Origin of the sequence: Gordonia hongkongensis (assembly GCF_023078355.1) — a bacterium.
GTDB lineage: Bacteria > Actinomycetota > Actinomycetes > Mycobacteriales > Mycobacteriaceae > Gordonia > Gordonia hongkongensis.
This window is the reverse complement of the sequence record NZ_CP095552.1, coordinates 4,456,908-4,472,633: the sequence shown is the minus strand read 5'-3', so window position 1 is coordinate 4,472,633 and position 15,726 is coordinate 4,456,908. Positions and strand designations below refer to the sequence as shown.

Sequence of the window (15,726 nt, the reverse complement as noted above, 5' to 3'; positions counted from 1 at the left end):
GTGAGATGACGGATCAGGCCAGATCGAACCGATCGTTGTTCGAGACCTTCACCCACGCCTTGACGAAGTCGTTGACGAAACGCTCCGCCGAGTCGTCCTGCGCGTAGACCTCGGAGAGCGCGCGCAGCTGCGAGTGCGAGCCGAACACGAGGTCGGCAGCCGTTGCCGTCCACTTCTTCTCGCCGGTGGCGCGGTCGGTTCCCTCGTAGACGTTCTCGTCGGAACCGCTCTTCCACTCGGTGTTCATGTCGATGATGTTGCGGAAGAAGTCCGTCGACAGGACGCCGGGCCGGTCGGTGAACACGCCGTGCTTGCTGCCACCGTAATTGGTGTCGAGCACGCGGAGACCACCGACGAGGACGGTCAGCTCCGGCGCGGTGAGGTCCAGCATGTAGGCACGGTCGAGGAGCAGCGACTCCAGCGGAGTCTTCTCGCCGTCCTTGCTGAAGTTGCGGAACCCGTCGGCGCGCGGTTCGAGGACCTCGAATGAGTCGACGTCGGTGCTCTCCTGCGAGGCGTCCGTACGGCCGGGGGTGAACGGCACGGTGACCGGGAAACCGGCTGCCTCGGCGGCCCTCTCGATCGCCGCCGCACCGCCGAGGATGATGATGTCGGCGAGCGAGACCTTCTTGCCGCCCGATGCCGAGTCGTTGAAGTCCTTCTGGACCTGCTCGAGTACCGGCAGCACCTTGGCGAGCTCGCCGGGCTCGTTGATCTCCCAGTTCTTCTGCGGCTCGAGACGGATGCGGGCGCCGTTGGCACCGCCCCGCTTGTCGGTGCTGCGGAAGCTGGCCGCCGACGCCCAGGCCGTCTTGATGAGCTGCGTCGGGGACAGCGCGTCGAGCAACGTGCCCTTGAGAGAGGTGATGTCGTCGGCGTCGATCAGTTCGTGATCGACCGCGGGCACCGGGTCCTGCCAGATCTGCGGCTCGGGAACCCACGGGCCGAGGTAACGGCTGACCGGACCCATGTCGCGGTGCAGCAGCTTGTACCACGCCTTGGCGAAGGCCTCGGCGAGCTCCTCGGGATGGTCGAGCCACCGACGGGTGATGTCGGCGTAGATGGGGGACTCGCGCAGGGCGACGTCGGTCACCAGCATGGTGGGCGCGCGACCGGGACCGCCGAACGGATCGGGGATCGTGCCTGCTCCCGCACCGTCTTTCGCGACGTACTGCCAGGCCCCCGCGGGGCTCTTGGTGAGCTCCCATTCGTAACCGTAGAGGTTCTGGAGAAATCCGTTGCCCCACTGGGTCGGGGTGGAGGTCCAGACGACCTCGAGACCACTGGTGATCGTGTCCTCGGCCTTGCCCTTGCCGTAGCCCGACTTCCAGCCCAGGCCCTGCTGTTCGATCGGGGCGCCCTCGGGCTCGGGTCCGATCAGGTCGGCGTCGCCGGCGCCGTGGGTCTTGCCGAAGCTGTGGCCGCCGATGATGAGTGCCGCGGTCTCCTCATCGTTCATCGCCATGCGACCGAAGGTTTCGCGGATGTCCTCGGCGGCGGCGATCGGGTCCGGCTTGCCTTCGGGGCCTTCGGGATTGACGTAGATGAGACCCATCGTGGTGGCGCCGAGGGGCTGGGCGAGCTCACGTTCGCCGGAGTAGCGCTTGTCGGTGCCGAGCCAGGCGTCCTCCGGGCCCCAGAACACCTCCTCGGGCTCCCAGATGTCCTCGCGGCCGAAGCCGAAGCCGAAGGTCTTGAAGCCCATGGACTCCAGTGCGACGTTGCCCGCGAACACCAGCAGGTCGGCCCAGGACAGCTTGGTGCCGTACTTCTGCTTGATGGGCCAGAGCAGACGACGGGCCTTGTCCAGGTTGGCGTTGTCCGGCCAGCTGTTCAGCGGGGCGAACCGCTGTGCACCCTGACCGCCGCCGCCGCGGCCGTCGAAGATGCGGTAGGTACCGGCGGCGTGCCAGCTCATACGGATGAACAGGCCACCGTAGTGGCCGTAGTCGGCGGGCCACCAGTCCTGGGACGTGGTCATCAGCGAGACCAGGTCGGCCTTCAGGGCCTCGACGTCGAGCTTCTCGAATTCCGTTGCGTAGTCGAAGTCCTCGCCGAGCGGGTTGGACAGCGAGGAATGGGCGTGCAGGATCGAGAGGTCGATCTGCTCGGGCCACCAGTCCTTGTTGGTCAGCGGCGCATGCGCTTTCGGCTTCGGCGAGGGGATCGCCGGGTTCTCGCTCTCGCTGGCACTTGCGGTGTCGGCGTCGGAGTTGGGCGGGCGGCTGTCGGAGGTCACGACATTCCTTTCGAGGGGACTGACAGGCTGCGATCACGGGAGGTGATCAGGTCGGGGCCTTGCTGAGGCAATCGGGGCACAGGCCCCAGAAGATGACCTCGGCCTCGTCGATTGCGAAACCGTGGTCTTCCGAGGGGGTCAGGCATGGGGCTTCCCCGATTGCACAATCCACGTCGGCGATGACACCGCAGGCGCGGCAGACGACGTGGTGGTGATTGTCTCCGGTGCGAAACTCGTAGCGCGACACCGAACCCGAGGGTTGGATGCGGCGGATGAGCCCGCGCTCGGTCAGGGCGTGCAGCACATCGTAGACGGCCTGACGTGAGACGGTGGGCAGGGTTTCGCGTACCGCGTGATAGATGGTGTCCGTGTCGGCATGCGGGTGCTTGTCGACGGCGGCCATCACCGTCACCCGAGGCTGGGTGACACGAAGATCTGCGGCCCGGAGTTGCTGGGCATGGTCCGATGTCGATGCCACGTCCCCCACCATAGGGGCGTGACCGCCACTTCGCACGGTTTTTCTGGATCTGATCCAAATTCGTGCAGAGGTGGGTGGGGCCGACGCCAGTTGTCGTGTGTCGTTGCGTCTGGCGCCACGTTTCGCGACATCTGCAGATGCTTCCGACAGGCCGACGGCCGCCATCAGGTCGATGGCGGCCGTCGGGGTCGGTCGGTTCGGCAGATCAGCTGTCGATGCCGACCAGGTCCTTGGCGATCTCGGCGAAGCGGATCTCGACCGCGGAGACCACGCGCTGGCGGTTCTTGTGTGCCTCCTCGTAGGCGAGGGTGACCCGCAGGTCGGCCGGCTTGGTCAACTCCTTGACCGCGGCCACCGCGTCGGTGACGTTGAGGTCGACGTAACCCTCGATCGGGAGGTCTTCCGCCTCAACGGTTCCGGTGATCTCGCGGAGCTGGTGGAGCGCGTCGGCGGCACCCTCGGCGCCGCTGTCACGGGCGCTGTCCTCGACTGCCTCGAGTGCGGCGTCACGACCGGCGGCCACGGTCTTCGAGACCGCGGCGCCGGCGTTGCTGACGGCGTCACCGGCCCGCGACGCGGTCTCCGTCGCGTCGTCGACCGCTCGTCCGAACCGGCTGCGCAGGGTATCCACGGGGTCGGGGAGTTGGCGGGCGAATTCGGCGGTGCGGTCGATCGCCCACGATGCGCCGAGCGCCGGGGCGGTCAAGGCGCGCGCGGCGAGGCCGCTCGCCCACTGCGACGGGCCGCGACGCAGGGCGGCCGGGCCGCCGAGAGCCTCTTCGGCGAGAACCGTCGTGAGCCAGTGGACGGTCGCCGTGTGGGCGTCGATGAGCTTGTCGGCCAGGCCGACGAGTGATTGGTCATCCTGGCCGGTGGCCAGTGCCTTCAGGTACGTGGCGCGTGCCACGAGCCGCTGCTCGAGTGCGAGGTCGTCGAGCAGGGCCTCGTCGAGCGGTTGGGTCTGCTCGGCCAGCGTCTTGGCGACGGCACCGACGCGGCCGAGTACCGGCCGGACGACGTCGACGAGTCCGCCGCGGTCACGCAGGGCGGTCTCGATGGTGAGTGCGCGCTCGCGGGCGTTCTCGGCGTTCTGGGCCAGTTCCTTGCGGATCGCGTCGGTACGGGCCTGGGCCTGCCGGGTCTCGGCGATCTGGATCTCGGTGTGCGTCAACGCGAGGATCGCGCGAAGTTGCTGGTGAACGGTGGTGGTGGAAACGGTCATCGGTTCTTGCTCCCCTCTTGAGCGGGTTGGATCGGCTACACCCCGAGTGTTGCCACGACGAGGGCAGATGTAACACCCCGGTGTGAATCAACCCGGCGCGCCGACTCGAATACGTTGAGCCACAGCGGGTTCTACAAATTGTGAGGCGCGTCACAACGGTCTACGAGGGCGTGCGCTATGACCGTTTGCCGAGATTTGTGTGGTAGCGGGCCTGCGTCGGGCCCGGCCGGACCGTACGTCGAGGTTTGGATTCGCCCTCGTCACGGGTACGTCGCGGCGATGGACCCGAAGCGGCGTGTTCGCCACGCGGACCCCGACCCGGGATCCGGCGTGACCGTCGCGCAACTCGCCGAACACCTCGGCACCTCCGTCGTGGGCGACACCAGAGCCGAGTCGGCGGTGGTCCGCGACATCGACGACGATTCCCGCACGGTCCGTCCCGGGGATGCGTACCTGGCCATCCCGGGCCGCCGCTGGCACGGACTCGACTTCGAGCGGGACGTGGCCGCGGCCGGTGCCGTCCTGGTGATCAGCGACCGCCCGTCGTCGGTCCTGCCTTCTCTGGTCGTCGACGGACCTCGCCGCATCATGGGGCCGCTGACCTCATGGTTCCATGGTGAACCGTCACGTGATCTGCGGATCTTCGGTGTCACCGGCACCAACGGCAAGACCAGCACGACCCACTTCGTCGATGCCGCCCTCGCGGCGACCGGGGAGGCGGGCGGGCTCATCTCCGGTGCGCGGATCCGGGGCCCCGGGTACGACGTCGTGCCCGCCCGCACGACGCCGGAGGCGCCCATGCTGCAGCGGACCCTGGCGACATTCCGACGCCACGGCGTCACCTGCTGCGCGATGGAGGTCTCCTCGCATGCGATCGATCAGGGGAGGGTCGACGGCACCGCGTTCCGCGTGATGGCGTTCACCAACTTGTCCGACGACCACCTCGACTACCACGAGTCGATGGAGGGCTACTTCGCGACCAAGGCCGCGATGTTCACACCGGAGCGGACGCAGATCGCGGTGGTCGACATCGACGACCACTGGGGTGCGCGTCTGGCGGCCGGGGCCACGACGGAGACCTGGACGTGCTCGACTCGGCGCACAAACGCCGACGTCGTCGCCACCGATATCCGGGCCGGGCGTCTCGGCGCCGAGTTCACCGTCCACACGCCACACGGGCGATCCCGGGTCGGGCTGCAGGTGCTGGGGCCTCACCAGGTCGGCAACGCTCTACTGGCGCTCACCGCCGTGGTGGCAGACGGCGTCGACCTCGCCGCTGCGGCCGAGGGCGTCTCCTCGGTGACCGGCATCGCCGGACGGTGCGAACCCGTGCATGCCGGACAGCCGTATCGCGCGATCGTGGACTACATGCACAACACGGCGGGACAACACGCGATGTTCCCCTACCTGAGGTCGTTGACGGAGGACGGTCGGCTCATCGTCGTGGTCGGGGCAACCGGTGGACGCGATCCAGGGAAACGAGAACCACTGGGACAGGTCGCGGCGCGTTACGCGGACGTCGTGATCGTCACCGACGAGAGCCCCGAGGACGAGGACCCCGGCGAGATCAGGGCCAGTGTGCTGCGCGGCGCGCACCGGGAGGCGTCGGCGGTCGTCATCGAGGAACCCGACCGGCGGCGCGCATTCTCGACGGCCACGTCCATAGCCGGTGACCGCGACGTGGTCGTGGTCACCGGCCGGGGCAGCGACACCTTCCGCAGGTACGGGCCCGAGACGTCGTTCTTCGACGATCACACCGAGTTACGGCGCGCGATCCTCGACACGTCGAGCTGAACGGGCGATCACTTCTTTCCGGACAGAACGGCGTCGCGGGCCGCGGCGGCCGCGTGGAGCTCGCGCTGATACAGGATGCCGTAGGTGAAACCGTTCTCTCCCTTGCGGATTCCCGCGGCGGCGCCCAGTTCCCGCAGGGCGCGGGCGGCAACGGCGGCATCCTGGTGTTCCCCCAGGACGGTCTGGATCTTCTTGTAGCGCTTGGCCTGCGCACGACCGATCGACCCGACGACGGGCGTGGCCAGCTCACCGGCGTAACGGGCGCGCTTGGCCGCCTTGCGCGCCCGATGCAGATCCTCCTCGTGCCCGGAGGCGAGGGCTTGCTTCAACCGCTTGTCCGCCTTGCGCGCCGCGCGGGTGGCGATCTGACGGACCTGCTTCTTCGAGATCTGGTCATCGACGAGCGGGACTGCCTCGTTCCAGGTCGTGAGGGTCGACAGCAGCCGGCGATACCGGTCCGATGTCATCTCGGCGGCGACGTTCTCGCGATGGTGGTGCTGCTGAGCGGAGAGTTCCTCCTCGATCCGCGCCGCAACCGGTCCGAGCACGAGCTCGTCGGGCAGTTCGGCGAGGGCGGTGGCGAATCGTGCGCGCAGGACCTCCCGGTCGCGCACCTCGCCGAGAACCCCTGCGAACCACCGCAGTTCGTCGTCGAGTCTCACGAGGCCGCTCGGCTCGAACAGCGGTGCCGCGGTCCGCAGCGTGCTCCGGAGACGGCGGATGGCGACGCGAACGCCGTGCACCGGGTTCTCACCGCGACGCAGCGCGACATCGCCGGCGAAGATGGTCGCGATCTGCTCGTGGACGTAGTCCAGTGCGGCGGCAGCGGCCGGCGACGCCGATCCGGCTCGGTGCGGTGCTTCGTGACCGATGGCGCGCTCGTACGTCGACGACGCCGACGCCGGGCGCGCGCCGGCCCCGACCATCCGTTTGCGTACCCCTTTGGGCACCGCATCCGACGACGCGGAGCGCACCGCGACCTCGCGCCAGGACGTGGCGGTGGCGACCGGGCCGGTGGCGGTGGCGGAGACGGTGTCGTCGATCACCTGGTAGTCGGTCTCACCGTTCGCGTCGAGATGGCGGTGGCGGGTTCGGTGCGTGTGCACGATCGCCGCGACGCGAAGCGGTTTGCCGCCGCTCAGCCCCCATAGGGCATCGGCAATCGTCGGCGGGACGGCCGTCGAGGGGGCATCGATTCGTTCGGTGATGGCCTCAGCGGGGGAGGGGGTGACGACCCGCCAGCCGGCCGGACGCTCGTCCCCGTCGACGTAGACGACCGTGGTGCCGTGCGCGAGGAGGTCCCGGTCCTCGGTGTCGTAGTACGTGTCGCTGAAATCCGTCGACGAGATCTCGACGTCGCCGGGGTCTCCGAGGTCGGGGATGGCGCTGCCCAGACCGAAATCCCAGGTGTCTGCGCGGGTGGTGTCGGTGTGCACTACTCGCTCCTCACTCTCGCTGTGTCGCTGACACACCGAGGGTGTCCGAACCGGACATCCGGTAAACGTCAGGAGGGGTCACGACCGCCCTACGAGCGGTGGTAGACGCCGTCCTCGGAACGCGTGACCTGGCCGTGGCGCACGAGCCGTTCGAGGTGGAGTTCGGCTGTCCGTTTCTCCACCGCGTCGACGAAGGGCAGCTGGACATGCGGGCGATACACCAGCCGCTCGGTGGCGATCCCCTCGACCGTGAGTGGGCGGCGCAGCAACTCCAGCAGGCGTTCCTCGCGTCGATGGATGACGGCCTCGTAGTCGGCGAGACGTGATCGGAATTCGTCGGCGCCGGTGACCACGCCCTTCTGATGGAAGGTGCCGTACCAGCGGGCATCGATGTCGCGTACTCGCGCAATCGACGCGAGATAGTCGTCTACGCTGCTCCCCAGGTCGCCGTACATCGGTCCGAACGAGGTGAGGTCGATGTCGGCGAGATAGAGAAAGCCCGTGGGTTCGACGAGGATGCCGGAATGCCCGGCGGTGTGCCCGGGCAGGTGGACGACCGTCGCGGTGACCCCGCCGAGTTCGAAGGCGTGTCCGTCCTCGACCCCGGCGGCCTCGGGGAAGCCGGACGTCAGCTGGAAGGTGTCGCCGATCTGGGCATCGACGCCGGCCCTCTCCTCGTCGGTCAGGCCGTAGTTGTCGAGAAGGACCTGCAGGGATCGCACGCCGTCGACGTCGGCGTGATGGGCGAACTTGTCCGCGGAGAAGTACCGGAGGCCGGCGATGTGGTCCTCGTGTGCGTGACTGATCATCACCGCGTCGGGCTGCACCGGGTCGTGGTCGACCTCGAGGGAGGGATCGACCACCAAGGTCCCGGCGGAGCCGCGGACCACGACCGTGTTGCCGTAGGGAAACGCACCGCCATGCGATGACGCGAGCACGGTCACCTCGTCGTAGCGGTTCTCGATGAAACTCGGTGCGAGGGTCACGTCGTCTGCGTACCCCGGCGGGGGAATACTGTCAACGGCGGGGTTCGTCGACGGAGTCATCCCGCGCGCCGGTCACTGCGCGGAGCCACAGCGGCACGATCAGCCACGCGAGGGAGAACGTCACGAGGGTGACGATGCCCGCGATCGCCGACGGAACCGGTCCGGCGGTCGCTCCGAAGACGACGGTGACCGCACCGGACAGCGCCAGGCCGAGCAGGGTGAGGCCGGCGAAAGCCAGGTAATGCGCGTAGGTGACGATCAGCGCGAGCTGGTGCTGACGGAACAGGGCCCGGTGCAGCGCCACGGGCGCCGCCAGGAGGATCGCGGCGCCCACGGCACACGACACCGTGATCAGGTAGATCACTCGCAACGTGCCGCCGAGCTCTTCGAAACCGTCATGGAAGGGCAGCGTGAGTAGGAATCCGGTGAGGATCTGCACGCCGGTCTGCACGACCCGCAGCTCTTGCAGCAGCGAATTCCAGTTGCGATCCAGGCGTTGGGTTTCCGTTTCGTCGCGCTGGGCGTGATTCCACGCGGCGTCGCCGGACCCGGGTCTGGTGGGGTCGAGGTCCGACGGGCTGGTCATCTGCTCATCGTCGCACCACGGGGTTTCGTCGAGCGGTGCCTTCGCGTCTCGAAGCGGTTACTGCGCCGGGGCGGGTTCCCGCCGTCGTCACCAGATGTCCGCCCACGATGGACGGTCGGGCACGTCGATCGCGGCCGACGTCCCGTTGACCAGCAGCGGAACCGTTCCGCCTTCGGGCAGACGCGACTGCAACGACTCGAGCTGCGCTTTTCGTGGCGCGATGACCACAAACTCCTTGCGCACCCGTCGGGCTTCGCCGGTGACCGGGTGGTCGAGGTCTACAGTCAGCGTGAGGCGGAACCGGTCGACGAATCGTCGGTGGTCTCTTCGCATCTCGTTCCGTACGACCGCTCCTGACGCCCGTCGGCCGACGTTCCGCAGGTGGGCCCATCGCGCGCGCCACACGACCCACAGCACCTTCGGCCACAGCACCAGTGTCGCGACCATCCCGACGATGAAGCCGTAGATCAGACCGGCTTCGGGCAGCATCCGATCGCCGAGCCACATGCACGCGCGGAGCATTCCGGAGAAGAGCGCGGACCCCACCGCGACTGCTGCCATCCACGCGATCTGCTTCGGACCCGCAATCGTGCGCCGTTTGTCCCCGCCCATGACGTCGCACCGTACTGGGGGAGCGTCGGCTCCGAAATTCTCGTCCCGCTGACGATGGCCGAAGGGCACATTGCCCTTCCACGGAGCTGAGGTGGACGAAATTTCCGCTACCCACCGAACGGTTGACCAAGCACCACCGGCGAACTGCGAAAAGCCCGATGTGGCCTGGCGCGCGCGGCATAACCGGAGGACCATCGGTCACATGGCCACATCGATGGATGAGTTCACGATGTCCCAGCTGGGTTCACTGCGCTGGGCGGACATGCGGCGACGGGTGCGCGCGCTGGTCGACGGAGAAGTCGTCGTTGACTCCGCGAGGGCCATCCAGGTGTGGGAGCCCTACCGGGTGGTCGGCTGCTACGCGGTGCCCGTCTCCGATGTCGTTGCGCCGCTGAGCGATGCGCAGGCAGTCGACGCCGCCGACGATCACGGGCCGATACTCACACCGGTCGATCCCTTCGACGTGCACACGACGCCCGGTACGACCTGCGACATCGCGGCCGGCGAACGGACGCTGGCCGGCGCCGCGTTCCGTCCGGACGATGCCGATCTCGCGGGCCACGTCCTGCTGGACTGGGCGGCCTTCGACGAGTGGCGCGAAGAGGAGCAGACGGCGATCGGTCATCCGCACGATCCGTTCCAGCGCATCGACTGCCTCGACACCGGCAGACATGTGGTGGTGACGGTGGGTGGTTCGGTCCTGGCGGACAGCCGACGCCCGACCCTGCTGCTCGAAACCCATCTGCCGCCCCGACACTATCTGCCGCGCGAGGACGTCCGGATGGATCTGCTCGTGCCGTCGGACACCGTCACGGTGTGCGCGTACAAGGGCGAGGCGACCTACTGGTCGGCCGTCGTCGGCGACGAGGTCATTCCCGACGTGGCATGGACCTACACCGATCCGCTCACCGACGCCGAGCCCGTCCGGGACCTCATCTGCTTCTACGACGAGCGGGTCGATCTGACTGTCGAGACCTGACGGGGTCCTCGAACTAGATCGGCGTCAGCGCAGTGAATACCGGATCGGCAGGTGTTTGAGACCGCCGACGAACACTGTTGCGGCCAGTTCTGGCGTCCCGGCCAGTTCGATGGAGTCGAGCCGCGGGATCAGTTCGGCGAAGAAGCTCCGCATCTCCATCCGGGCCAGAGCGGCGCCGAGACAGAAGTGGACGCCGTAGCCGAACGACAGATGCTTGTTGGGGAACCGGCCGATGTCGAAGGTGAACGGGTCGTCGAAGACGTCTTCGTCCCGATTGCCCGAAGTGTAGGCGAGATAAACGGATTCGCCCTTGGCGATGGGCACACCGCGCACCGAGGTGTCCTCGGCAGCGGTGCGCATGAACTCCTTGACCGGTGTGGTCCACCGGATCATCTCCTCGACCGCGGTCCCCACGAGTTCGGGCTCGCGTCGAAGTCGTTCGAGTTCACCGGGGTTCTCGATCAGCGCCCGGAGGCCGCCGGAGATGGCGTCCTTGGTGGTGTCGTGCCCGGCGCTGGCCACGATCACGTAGTACGACGCGGTGTCGACGTCGGACAGGGGCTCGCCGTCGATGAGGCCGTTGGCGATGGCGGACGCCAGGTCGTCCGTGGGGTGCGCGCGGCGTGATGCGGTGAGTTCGCTGAAGTAGGCGAAGAAGTCCAGCAGTGTCGCCATCCGCTCCTCGAGCGTTGCTCCGCGCCGGTATTCGACGTCGTCGGCGCCGAACAACTCCTGCGTGAGCTGATGCATCCGCGGGAAGTCCTCCTCGGGGAGGCCCAGCAGCGACAGGATCACATACAGCGGGAAGCCGACCGCGATCTCCTCGACGAAGTCGCACTCGGGTCCGATGTCGCGCATCCTGTCGACGTAGCGCTTCGCGAGCTCGTCGACGCGGGTCTGTAGGTCGCGCAGGGCTTTCGGACGAAACCAGTCGGCGCCGATGGCGCGGACCTTGCGGTGGTGCGGGTCGTCCATGTGGATCAGGGTGCGCAGTCCGGCACCGGACTCCAGCTGAGCACGTGCCACATCGTCGGCGGCGGCGGTGGTCAACACCGGACGCGGTTCGCTCAGCCACAGGTTGTTGTCGCGCTCGATGTCCATGATGTCGGCGTGCTTGGTGATCGCGAAGAACGGCCGGTAGGGGCCGTGGTCGACACGCGGTACCGGATTGTGTGCCCGCAGGTGGGCCATCGCGGCGTGCAGTCGCGGCTCGTCGGCGTAGGCCTTGGCGTCGGCGAAGACGTTGGCGGCGTCGTCGGTCATGCTCGTGCTGCTTGTCGGCACCGGCGCGAGTCCTTCCGTCAAGGGGTGCGTGTCGCTCCGAGTGTCCGATATCAGCGTGGTCCAGATCGGCACATTGGCGAACACAGCGTGATGAGCGTCGCTAACAGGCCTTATAGGAAGGCTCAACTCCCTCTACGGCCGTTGGATAGGCGAGTACTTTTTCGAGCGCGAACGGACCGCTGACCTGCGAGAAACTGTGGGTCTGGAACGCTCGCGGCTGTGCGGCCTTGACGCAGTCGACGATCACGTTGCTGACGACTGTTCCCTTTGGGGTACGCACGTAGGCCATGACCACGATGTTGCTCGGGACGCCACCATCCAGCGTAATTCGGCCTGTCACGCCGGGGCCGTAGGTAGAGGACTGATCGGCGATTGCGGCGCCTTTGACGGTTACTTCCGGAGGGCTAATCGAAGGCCACTCATGCCACGTTCCCAACGTCACGACTTCGACTGACGCAACTTTCGAGTTCCCGGGCGCTGCCACGCTGATACCGTATTCGCCGCCCGGTGGCAGCTGATAGATGGTGTTGACGATTGCGCCGGGGAGTCCGCCCTGACCGACTGTGGCAAGTATCTCCCCGGATTCGCCGAGCAGCGTCGCCTCGAACGGGGTCCGGATAAGTCCGAGGTCCCTATTTGGGTTCCGGAGACGCACCGACACGTCGGTACCAACCTGCGTGAAGCCAGCGATCTCGACATCTTGTGCTGTCTGACTTGCCCCTCCAGGCGCAGGCGGACCCTCCGAGCCATCGTGTGAGGCGCCTCCATTCTCGCCGAGAATGGATGCTTCCGGCGCTGACGGGCTCCCGGCTTCGGTGCGCGTTACGACTAAACCGACAGCGAGAGCGATAACGACAAGAACGACGACACCGACGCCACCGATTAGCCAATGGCGGGGCTTGGAACGGCGTTTGGAAGCTACCTCGACTGGGGCAGCGTGGGAGAGATCGTGCGCTACGGGACTCAGACGCTCGCTAGCTACTTCTCCCGACAGCACTGTCGCAGGTGCCAGTCCGTCACCGGACGGCGTACCTACGCTTCCCGTCAGGGCCTGACGGGCGGCATCGGCCAGTTCTCCAGCAGAGCGGTACCGTAGATCGGGTGCCTTTGCCATTCCGTGTGAGATGACATTGTTGATTGATGCAGGCAAAGACGGCTGCCGCTCCGTCGGCTTGGGTGGCGATTCGTGCAGGTGCGCGGCGATCAGTTGCTCCATGCTGTTGCCGGGAAATGGCGCAGCGCCGGTGAGCAATTCGTACAGAACGCAGGTTAGTGCGTAGACGTCAGACCTATGGTCTGAGTTGCCACCGAAGCGCTCGGGTGCCATGTACGCGAAGGTTCCGACGGCCAGGCCAGTGCGGGTCAAGCCTGTCTCGTTGACTGCGCGGGCAATACCGAAGTCGATCAGATACACAAAATCACGGTGGGCGACGAGTATGTTTTCGGGCTTGACGTCGCGGTGCTCCAGTCCGACAGAATGCGCGGCGTCGAGGGCGGCGGCCACTTGATCAATGATCCCGATCGCGCGCTCAGGACTCATGGGACCCTGAGACTCGAGCATGGAGCGCGCATCGACGCCGTCAATGAGCCGCATATCGAGGAACAGGCGGCCCTCAATCTCGCCGAATCCATGGATCGGAACGATGTGCGGTTCGCGAAGTCCGGCTACCAAGTCCGCCTCACGCTGAAACCGGGTCCGAAACTCGGTGTTGTCAGCGAACTCCGAGGGGAGGACTTTCAGCGCAACCTCACGGTTGGTGAGGGTGTCGAAGGCCCGAAAGACCTGGCCCATTCCGCCCTGGCCGATCTTGGCCACGATTCGATAGCGACCGAATTCGCCGTCATCAAGCGCCATCGTGGCTCCTCGGGTTCGTCATGCGCGAATCCTAATAGAGGGGGTCATCAGCGGTTTCGTGGACCTGGCGGCGATCGAAAACGTCGGCGCCACGGGCCTGTGCGAAGGCCGGATCGGAAACTGACCCGCCGGGGCATCACGGACTACAAATCGGTTGAAGTACTAGGCGGAGGTGCGGCGAACGCTCGCTGGCTAGGGTGTTCAAACTAAGACGGCTACGAGCGCGCAATCAATGCAGCACGGTCGCGCTGGACCTCCGCCCATCCGGGACGGGTCGGGCACCGAATGGCCGGCATGAGCACCCCTTCCGAATCAGGCGAGGACGCGGCTGCGACGGCTCGATGCGACGGCGCGACGACGGCCGACGCCACCGGTGACTATCTGCCGATCGCCGACCACGGTGTCATCGGGGACCTGCGTACCGCGGCCGTCGTGGGAGTCGACGGGCGGATCGACTGGTTCTGTTGTCCGCGGTTCGACTCGCCGAGTGTGTTCGGTTCGTTGCTCGACGCCCGCCGCGGCGGTGCCTGGACCGTGGAACCCATCGACGGAGAGGTCACCACGCGGCAGTTCTACCTCCCCGACTCCAACGTGCTCGTCACCCGCTTCCTGAGCGAGGACGGTGTCGCCGAGGTCCAGGACCTCATGCCGATCGCGCGCCCGCACGATCCCGACCATCGCACGCGGATCATCCGTCGGGTCTCCTGCGTGCGCGGCTCCGTGGAGTTCCGCGTGACGGTTGCGCCGCGGTTCGATTACGGGCGCCAGGCGCACACCGTCGTCGTCGAGGACGAACGCCGACTCCGTTTCGAGACAGACGATCTGGTGTTGCATCTCGCGTCGACGGTCGATGTCGACACCGTCGACGACCGGGATGCGCAGGCCCACTTCACCGTCGAGACCGGTCAGTGCGTGACGTTCGTCCTCGCCCCCGACCCCATCGGGTCGGAAGTGCTCGACCATGACAGTTCTCCCGCGGTCGTCGCCGCGACGGTCGCATTCTGGCAGGACTGGGTCTCGCGTTCCTCCTACACGGGCCGGTGGCGGGAGATGGTGCACCGGTCGGCGCTCACGCTCAAACTGCTCACGCACGAACCGTCGGGGGCGGTGGTGTCCGCGGTGACCGCCGCGCTTCCCGAAGAGATCGGCGGCGAACGGAACTGGGATTACCGCTACGTGTGGATCCGCGATGCCGCCTTCACGCTCTACGCGCTACTGCGGCTGGGTTTCACCGACGAGGCGGGCGCCTTCATGGACTGGCTGACCTGCCGATTCGACGACGGCGCCGACGAAGCGGGGGATCTGGGACCGCTGCGGTTGATGTACACCGTCGACGGGGATCCGCCGCCGAAGGAGACCGAACTCGACCACTGGGAGGGTTACCGGCAGACCTCGCCGGTGTTGGTCGGAAACGCCGCCGCCGACCAGCTCCAGCTGGACATCTACGGCGAGCTCATCGACTCGGTGTACCTGTACAACAAGTACGGACCGGGGATCTCCTACGGGTCCTGGACGCATCTGTGCACGGTGGCGGGATGGCTCGTCGACAACTGGGATCGTCCGGACCAGAGCATCTGGGAGGTGCGGAGCAAGCCGCAGGACTACGTCTACTCGCGAGTGATGTCGTGGGTGGCCCTCGAGCGGATGATCCGAATGAGTCGTCAGCGCGGTCTACCGGGCGACGTCGCCGGTTGGATGAAGGCCCGCGACGACATCTTCCTGCAGATCATGGAGCGGGGCTGGAACGACGACGTGGGGGCCTTCGTCCAGACGCTCGACTCCGATCGGCTCGACGCCGCGCTGTTGCTCATCCCCGCCGTGAAGTTGTTGTCGCCCACCGATGATCGGTTCCTCCGCACGCTCGAGCGGATCGAGGAAGAACTGGTGAGCGACTCCCTGGTGTTCCGGTACGACACCGACGGCGGGCACGACGGGCTCGACGGTGCCGAGGGGACGTTCTCCCTGTGCTCGTTCTGGTATGTCGAAGCACTCACCCGGGTCGGCCGCCTGGCCGACGCCCGGCTGGCGCTGGAGAAGATGTTCACCCACGCCAATCACCTCGGCCTCTATGCCGAGCAGGTCGGACTCACCGGCGAACAACTCGGCAACATGCCGCAGGCGTTCACCCACCTCGCACTCATCAGCGCGGCCATCAATCTCGATCGACGGCTTGGCGATTGAACCGAGCGCCACGGGATCCGGTTGCGTTTTGTGCCGGTAACCGGGACAAACCACAACCGGATCTCATGTCCGCG

Annotated in this window: 12 protein-coding genes; 3 read left to right on the top strand and 9 right to left on the bottom strand. The window is 66.9% G+C overall.

Going from position 1 to position 15,726, the window contains the following annotated elements; genetic code table 11:
• Positions 1-13: 13 nt before the first annotated feature.
• The 3 genes from katG to MVF96_RS20165 form a co-directional block, all read right to left on the bottom strand.
• A complete protein-coding gene (gene katG, locus MVF96_RS20175) occupies positions 14-2,239 on the bottom strand; it encodes a catalase/peroxidase HPI (protein ID WP_068970181.1) in 2,226 nt (741 codons plus the stop codon).
• Between the two features lie 46 nt (positions 2,240-2,285).
• On the bottom strand, positions 2,286-2,729 hold the full coding sequence (locus MVF96_RS20170; RefSeq protein ID WP_065631428.1) for a Fur family transcriptional regulator: 444 nt from the start codon (positions 2,727-2,729) through the stop codon (positions 2,286-2,288).
• A 193-nt stretch (positions 2,730-2,922) separates the two neighbouring features.
• The gene (locus MVF96_RS20165; RefSeq protein WP_247450215.1) at positions 2,923-3,939 is read right to left on the bottom strand and encodes a ferritin-like domain-containing protein; all 1,017 of its coding nucleotides are present in this window, start codon (positions 3,937-3,939) and stop codon (positions 2,923-2,925) included.
• 279 nt (positions 3,940-4,218) lie between these two features.
• On the opposite strand from MVF96_RS20165, the gene MVF96_RS20160 reads away from it, so the two are divergent.
• Positions 4,219-5,733, top strand: coding sequence for a Mur ligase family protein (locus tag MVF96_RS20160; protein ID WP_418930405.1), 1,515 nt, complete (start codon positions 4,219-4,221; stop codon positions 5,731-5,733).
• Between the two features lie 8 nt (positions 5,734-5,741).
• On the opposite strand, the gene MVF96_RS20155 is transcribed toward MVF96_RS20160, so the two are convergent.
• The 4 genes from MVF96_RS20155 to MVF96_RS20140 form a co-directional block, all read right to left on the bottom strand.
• Positions 5,742-7,169: a CYTH and CHAD domain-containing protein gene (locus tag MVF96_RS20155; RefSeq protein WP_247450211.1), complete on the bottom strand. Its 1,428-nt coding sequence runs from the start codon at positions 7,167-7,169 to the stop codon at positions 5,742-5,744.
• A gap of 89 nt (positions 7,170-7,258) precedes the next feature.
• On the bottom strand, positions 7,259-8,155 hold the full coding sequence (locus MVF96_RS20150) for an MBL fold metallo-hydrolase (RefSeq protein ID WP_247450209.1): 897 nt from the start codon (positions 8,153-8,155) through the stop codon (positions 7,259-7,261).
• Positions 8,156-8,186: 31 nt separating this feature from the next.
• Positions 8,187-8,741, bottom strand: coding sequence for a DUF6328 family protein (locus MVF96_RS20145; protein WP_247450208.1), 555 nt, complete (start codon positions 8,739-8,741; stop codon positions 8,187-8,189).
• An 87-nt stretch (positions 8,742-8,828) separates the two neighbouring features.
• The gene (locus MVF96_RS20140) at positions 8,829-9,353 is read right to left on the bottom strand and encodes a hypothetical protein (protein ID WP_247450206.1); all 525 of its coding nucleotides are present in this window, start codon (positions 9,351-9,353) and stop codon (positions 8,829-8,831) included.
• A gap of 202 nt (positions 9,354-9,555) precedes the next feature.
• Here MVF96_RS20140 and MVF96_RS20135 point away from each other — a divergent pair, with 202 nt between their 5' ends.
• Complete coding sequence (locus MVF96_RS20135; RefSeq protein WP_247450204.1) at positions 9,556-10,332, top strand: DUF427 domain-containing protein; 777 nt, start codon at positions 9,556-9,558, stop codon at positions 10,330-10,332.
• A gap of 24 nt (positions 10,333-10,356) precedes the next feature.
• Here the strand turns inward: MVF96_RS20135 and MVF96_RS20130 are convergent, their stop codons facing one another.
• On the bottom strand, positions 10,357-11,595 hold the full coding sequence (locus tag MVF96_RS20130; protein ID WP_247450202.1) for a cytochrome P450: 1,239 nt from the start codon (positions 11,593-11,595) through the stop codon (positions 10,357-10,359).
• 121 nt (positions 11,596-11,716) lie between these two features.
• Positions 11,717-13,471, bottom strand: coding sequence for a serine/threonine-protein kinase (locus MVF96_RS20125; RefSeq protein WP_247450200.1), 1,755 nt, complete (start codon positions 13,469-13,471; stop codon positions 11,717-11,719).
• Positions 13,472-13,756: 285 nt separating this feature from the next.
• On the opposite strand from MVF96_RS20125, the gene MVF96_RS20120 reads away from it, so the two are divergent.
• Positions 13,757-15,652 (top strand): glycoside hydrolase family 15 protein, encoded by a 1,896-nt coding sequence (locus MVF96_RS20120; protein ID WP_247450198.1) that lies wholly within the window; start codon positions 13,757-13,759, stop codon positions 15,650-15,652.
• Positions 15,653-15,726: the final 74 nt, after the last annotated feature.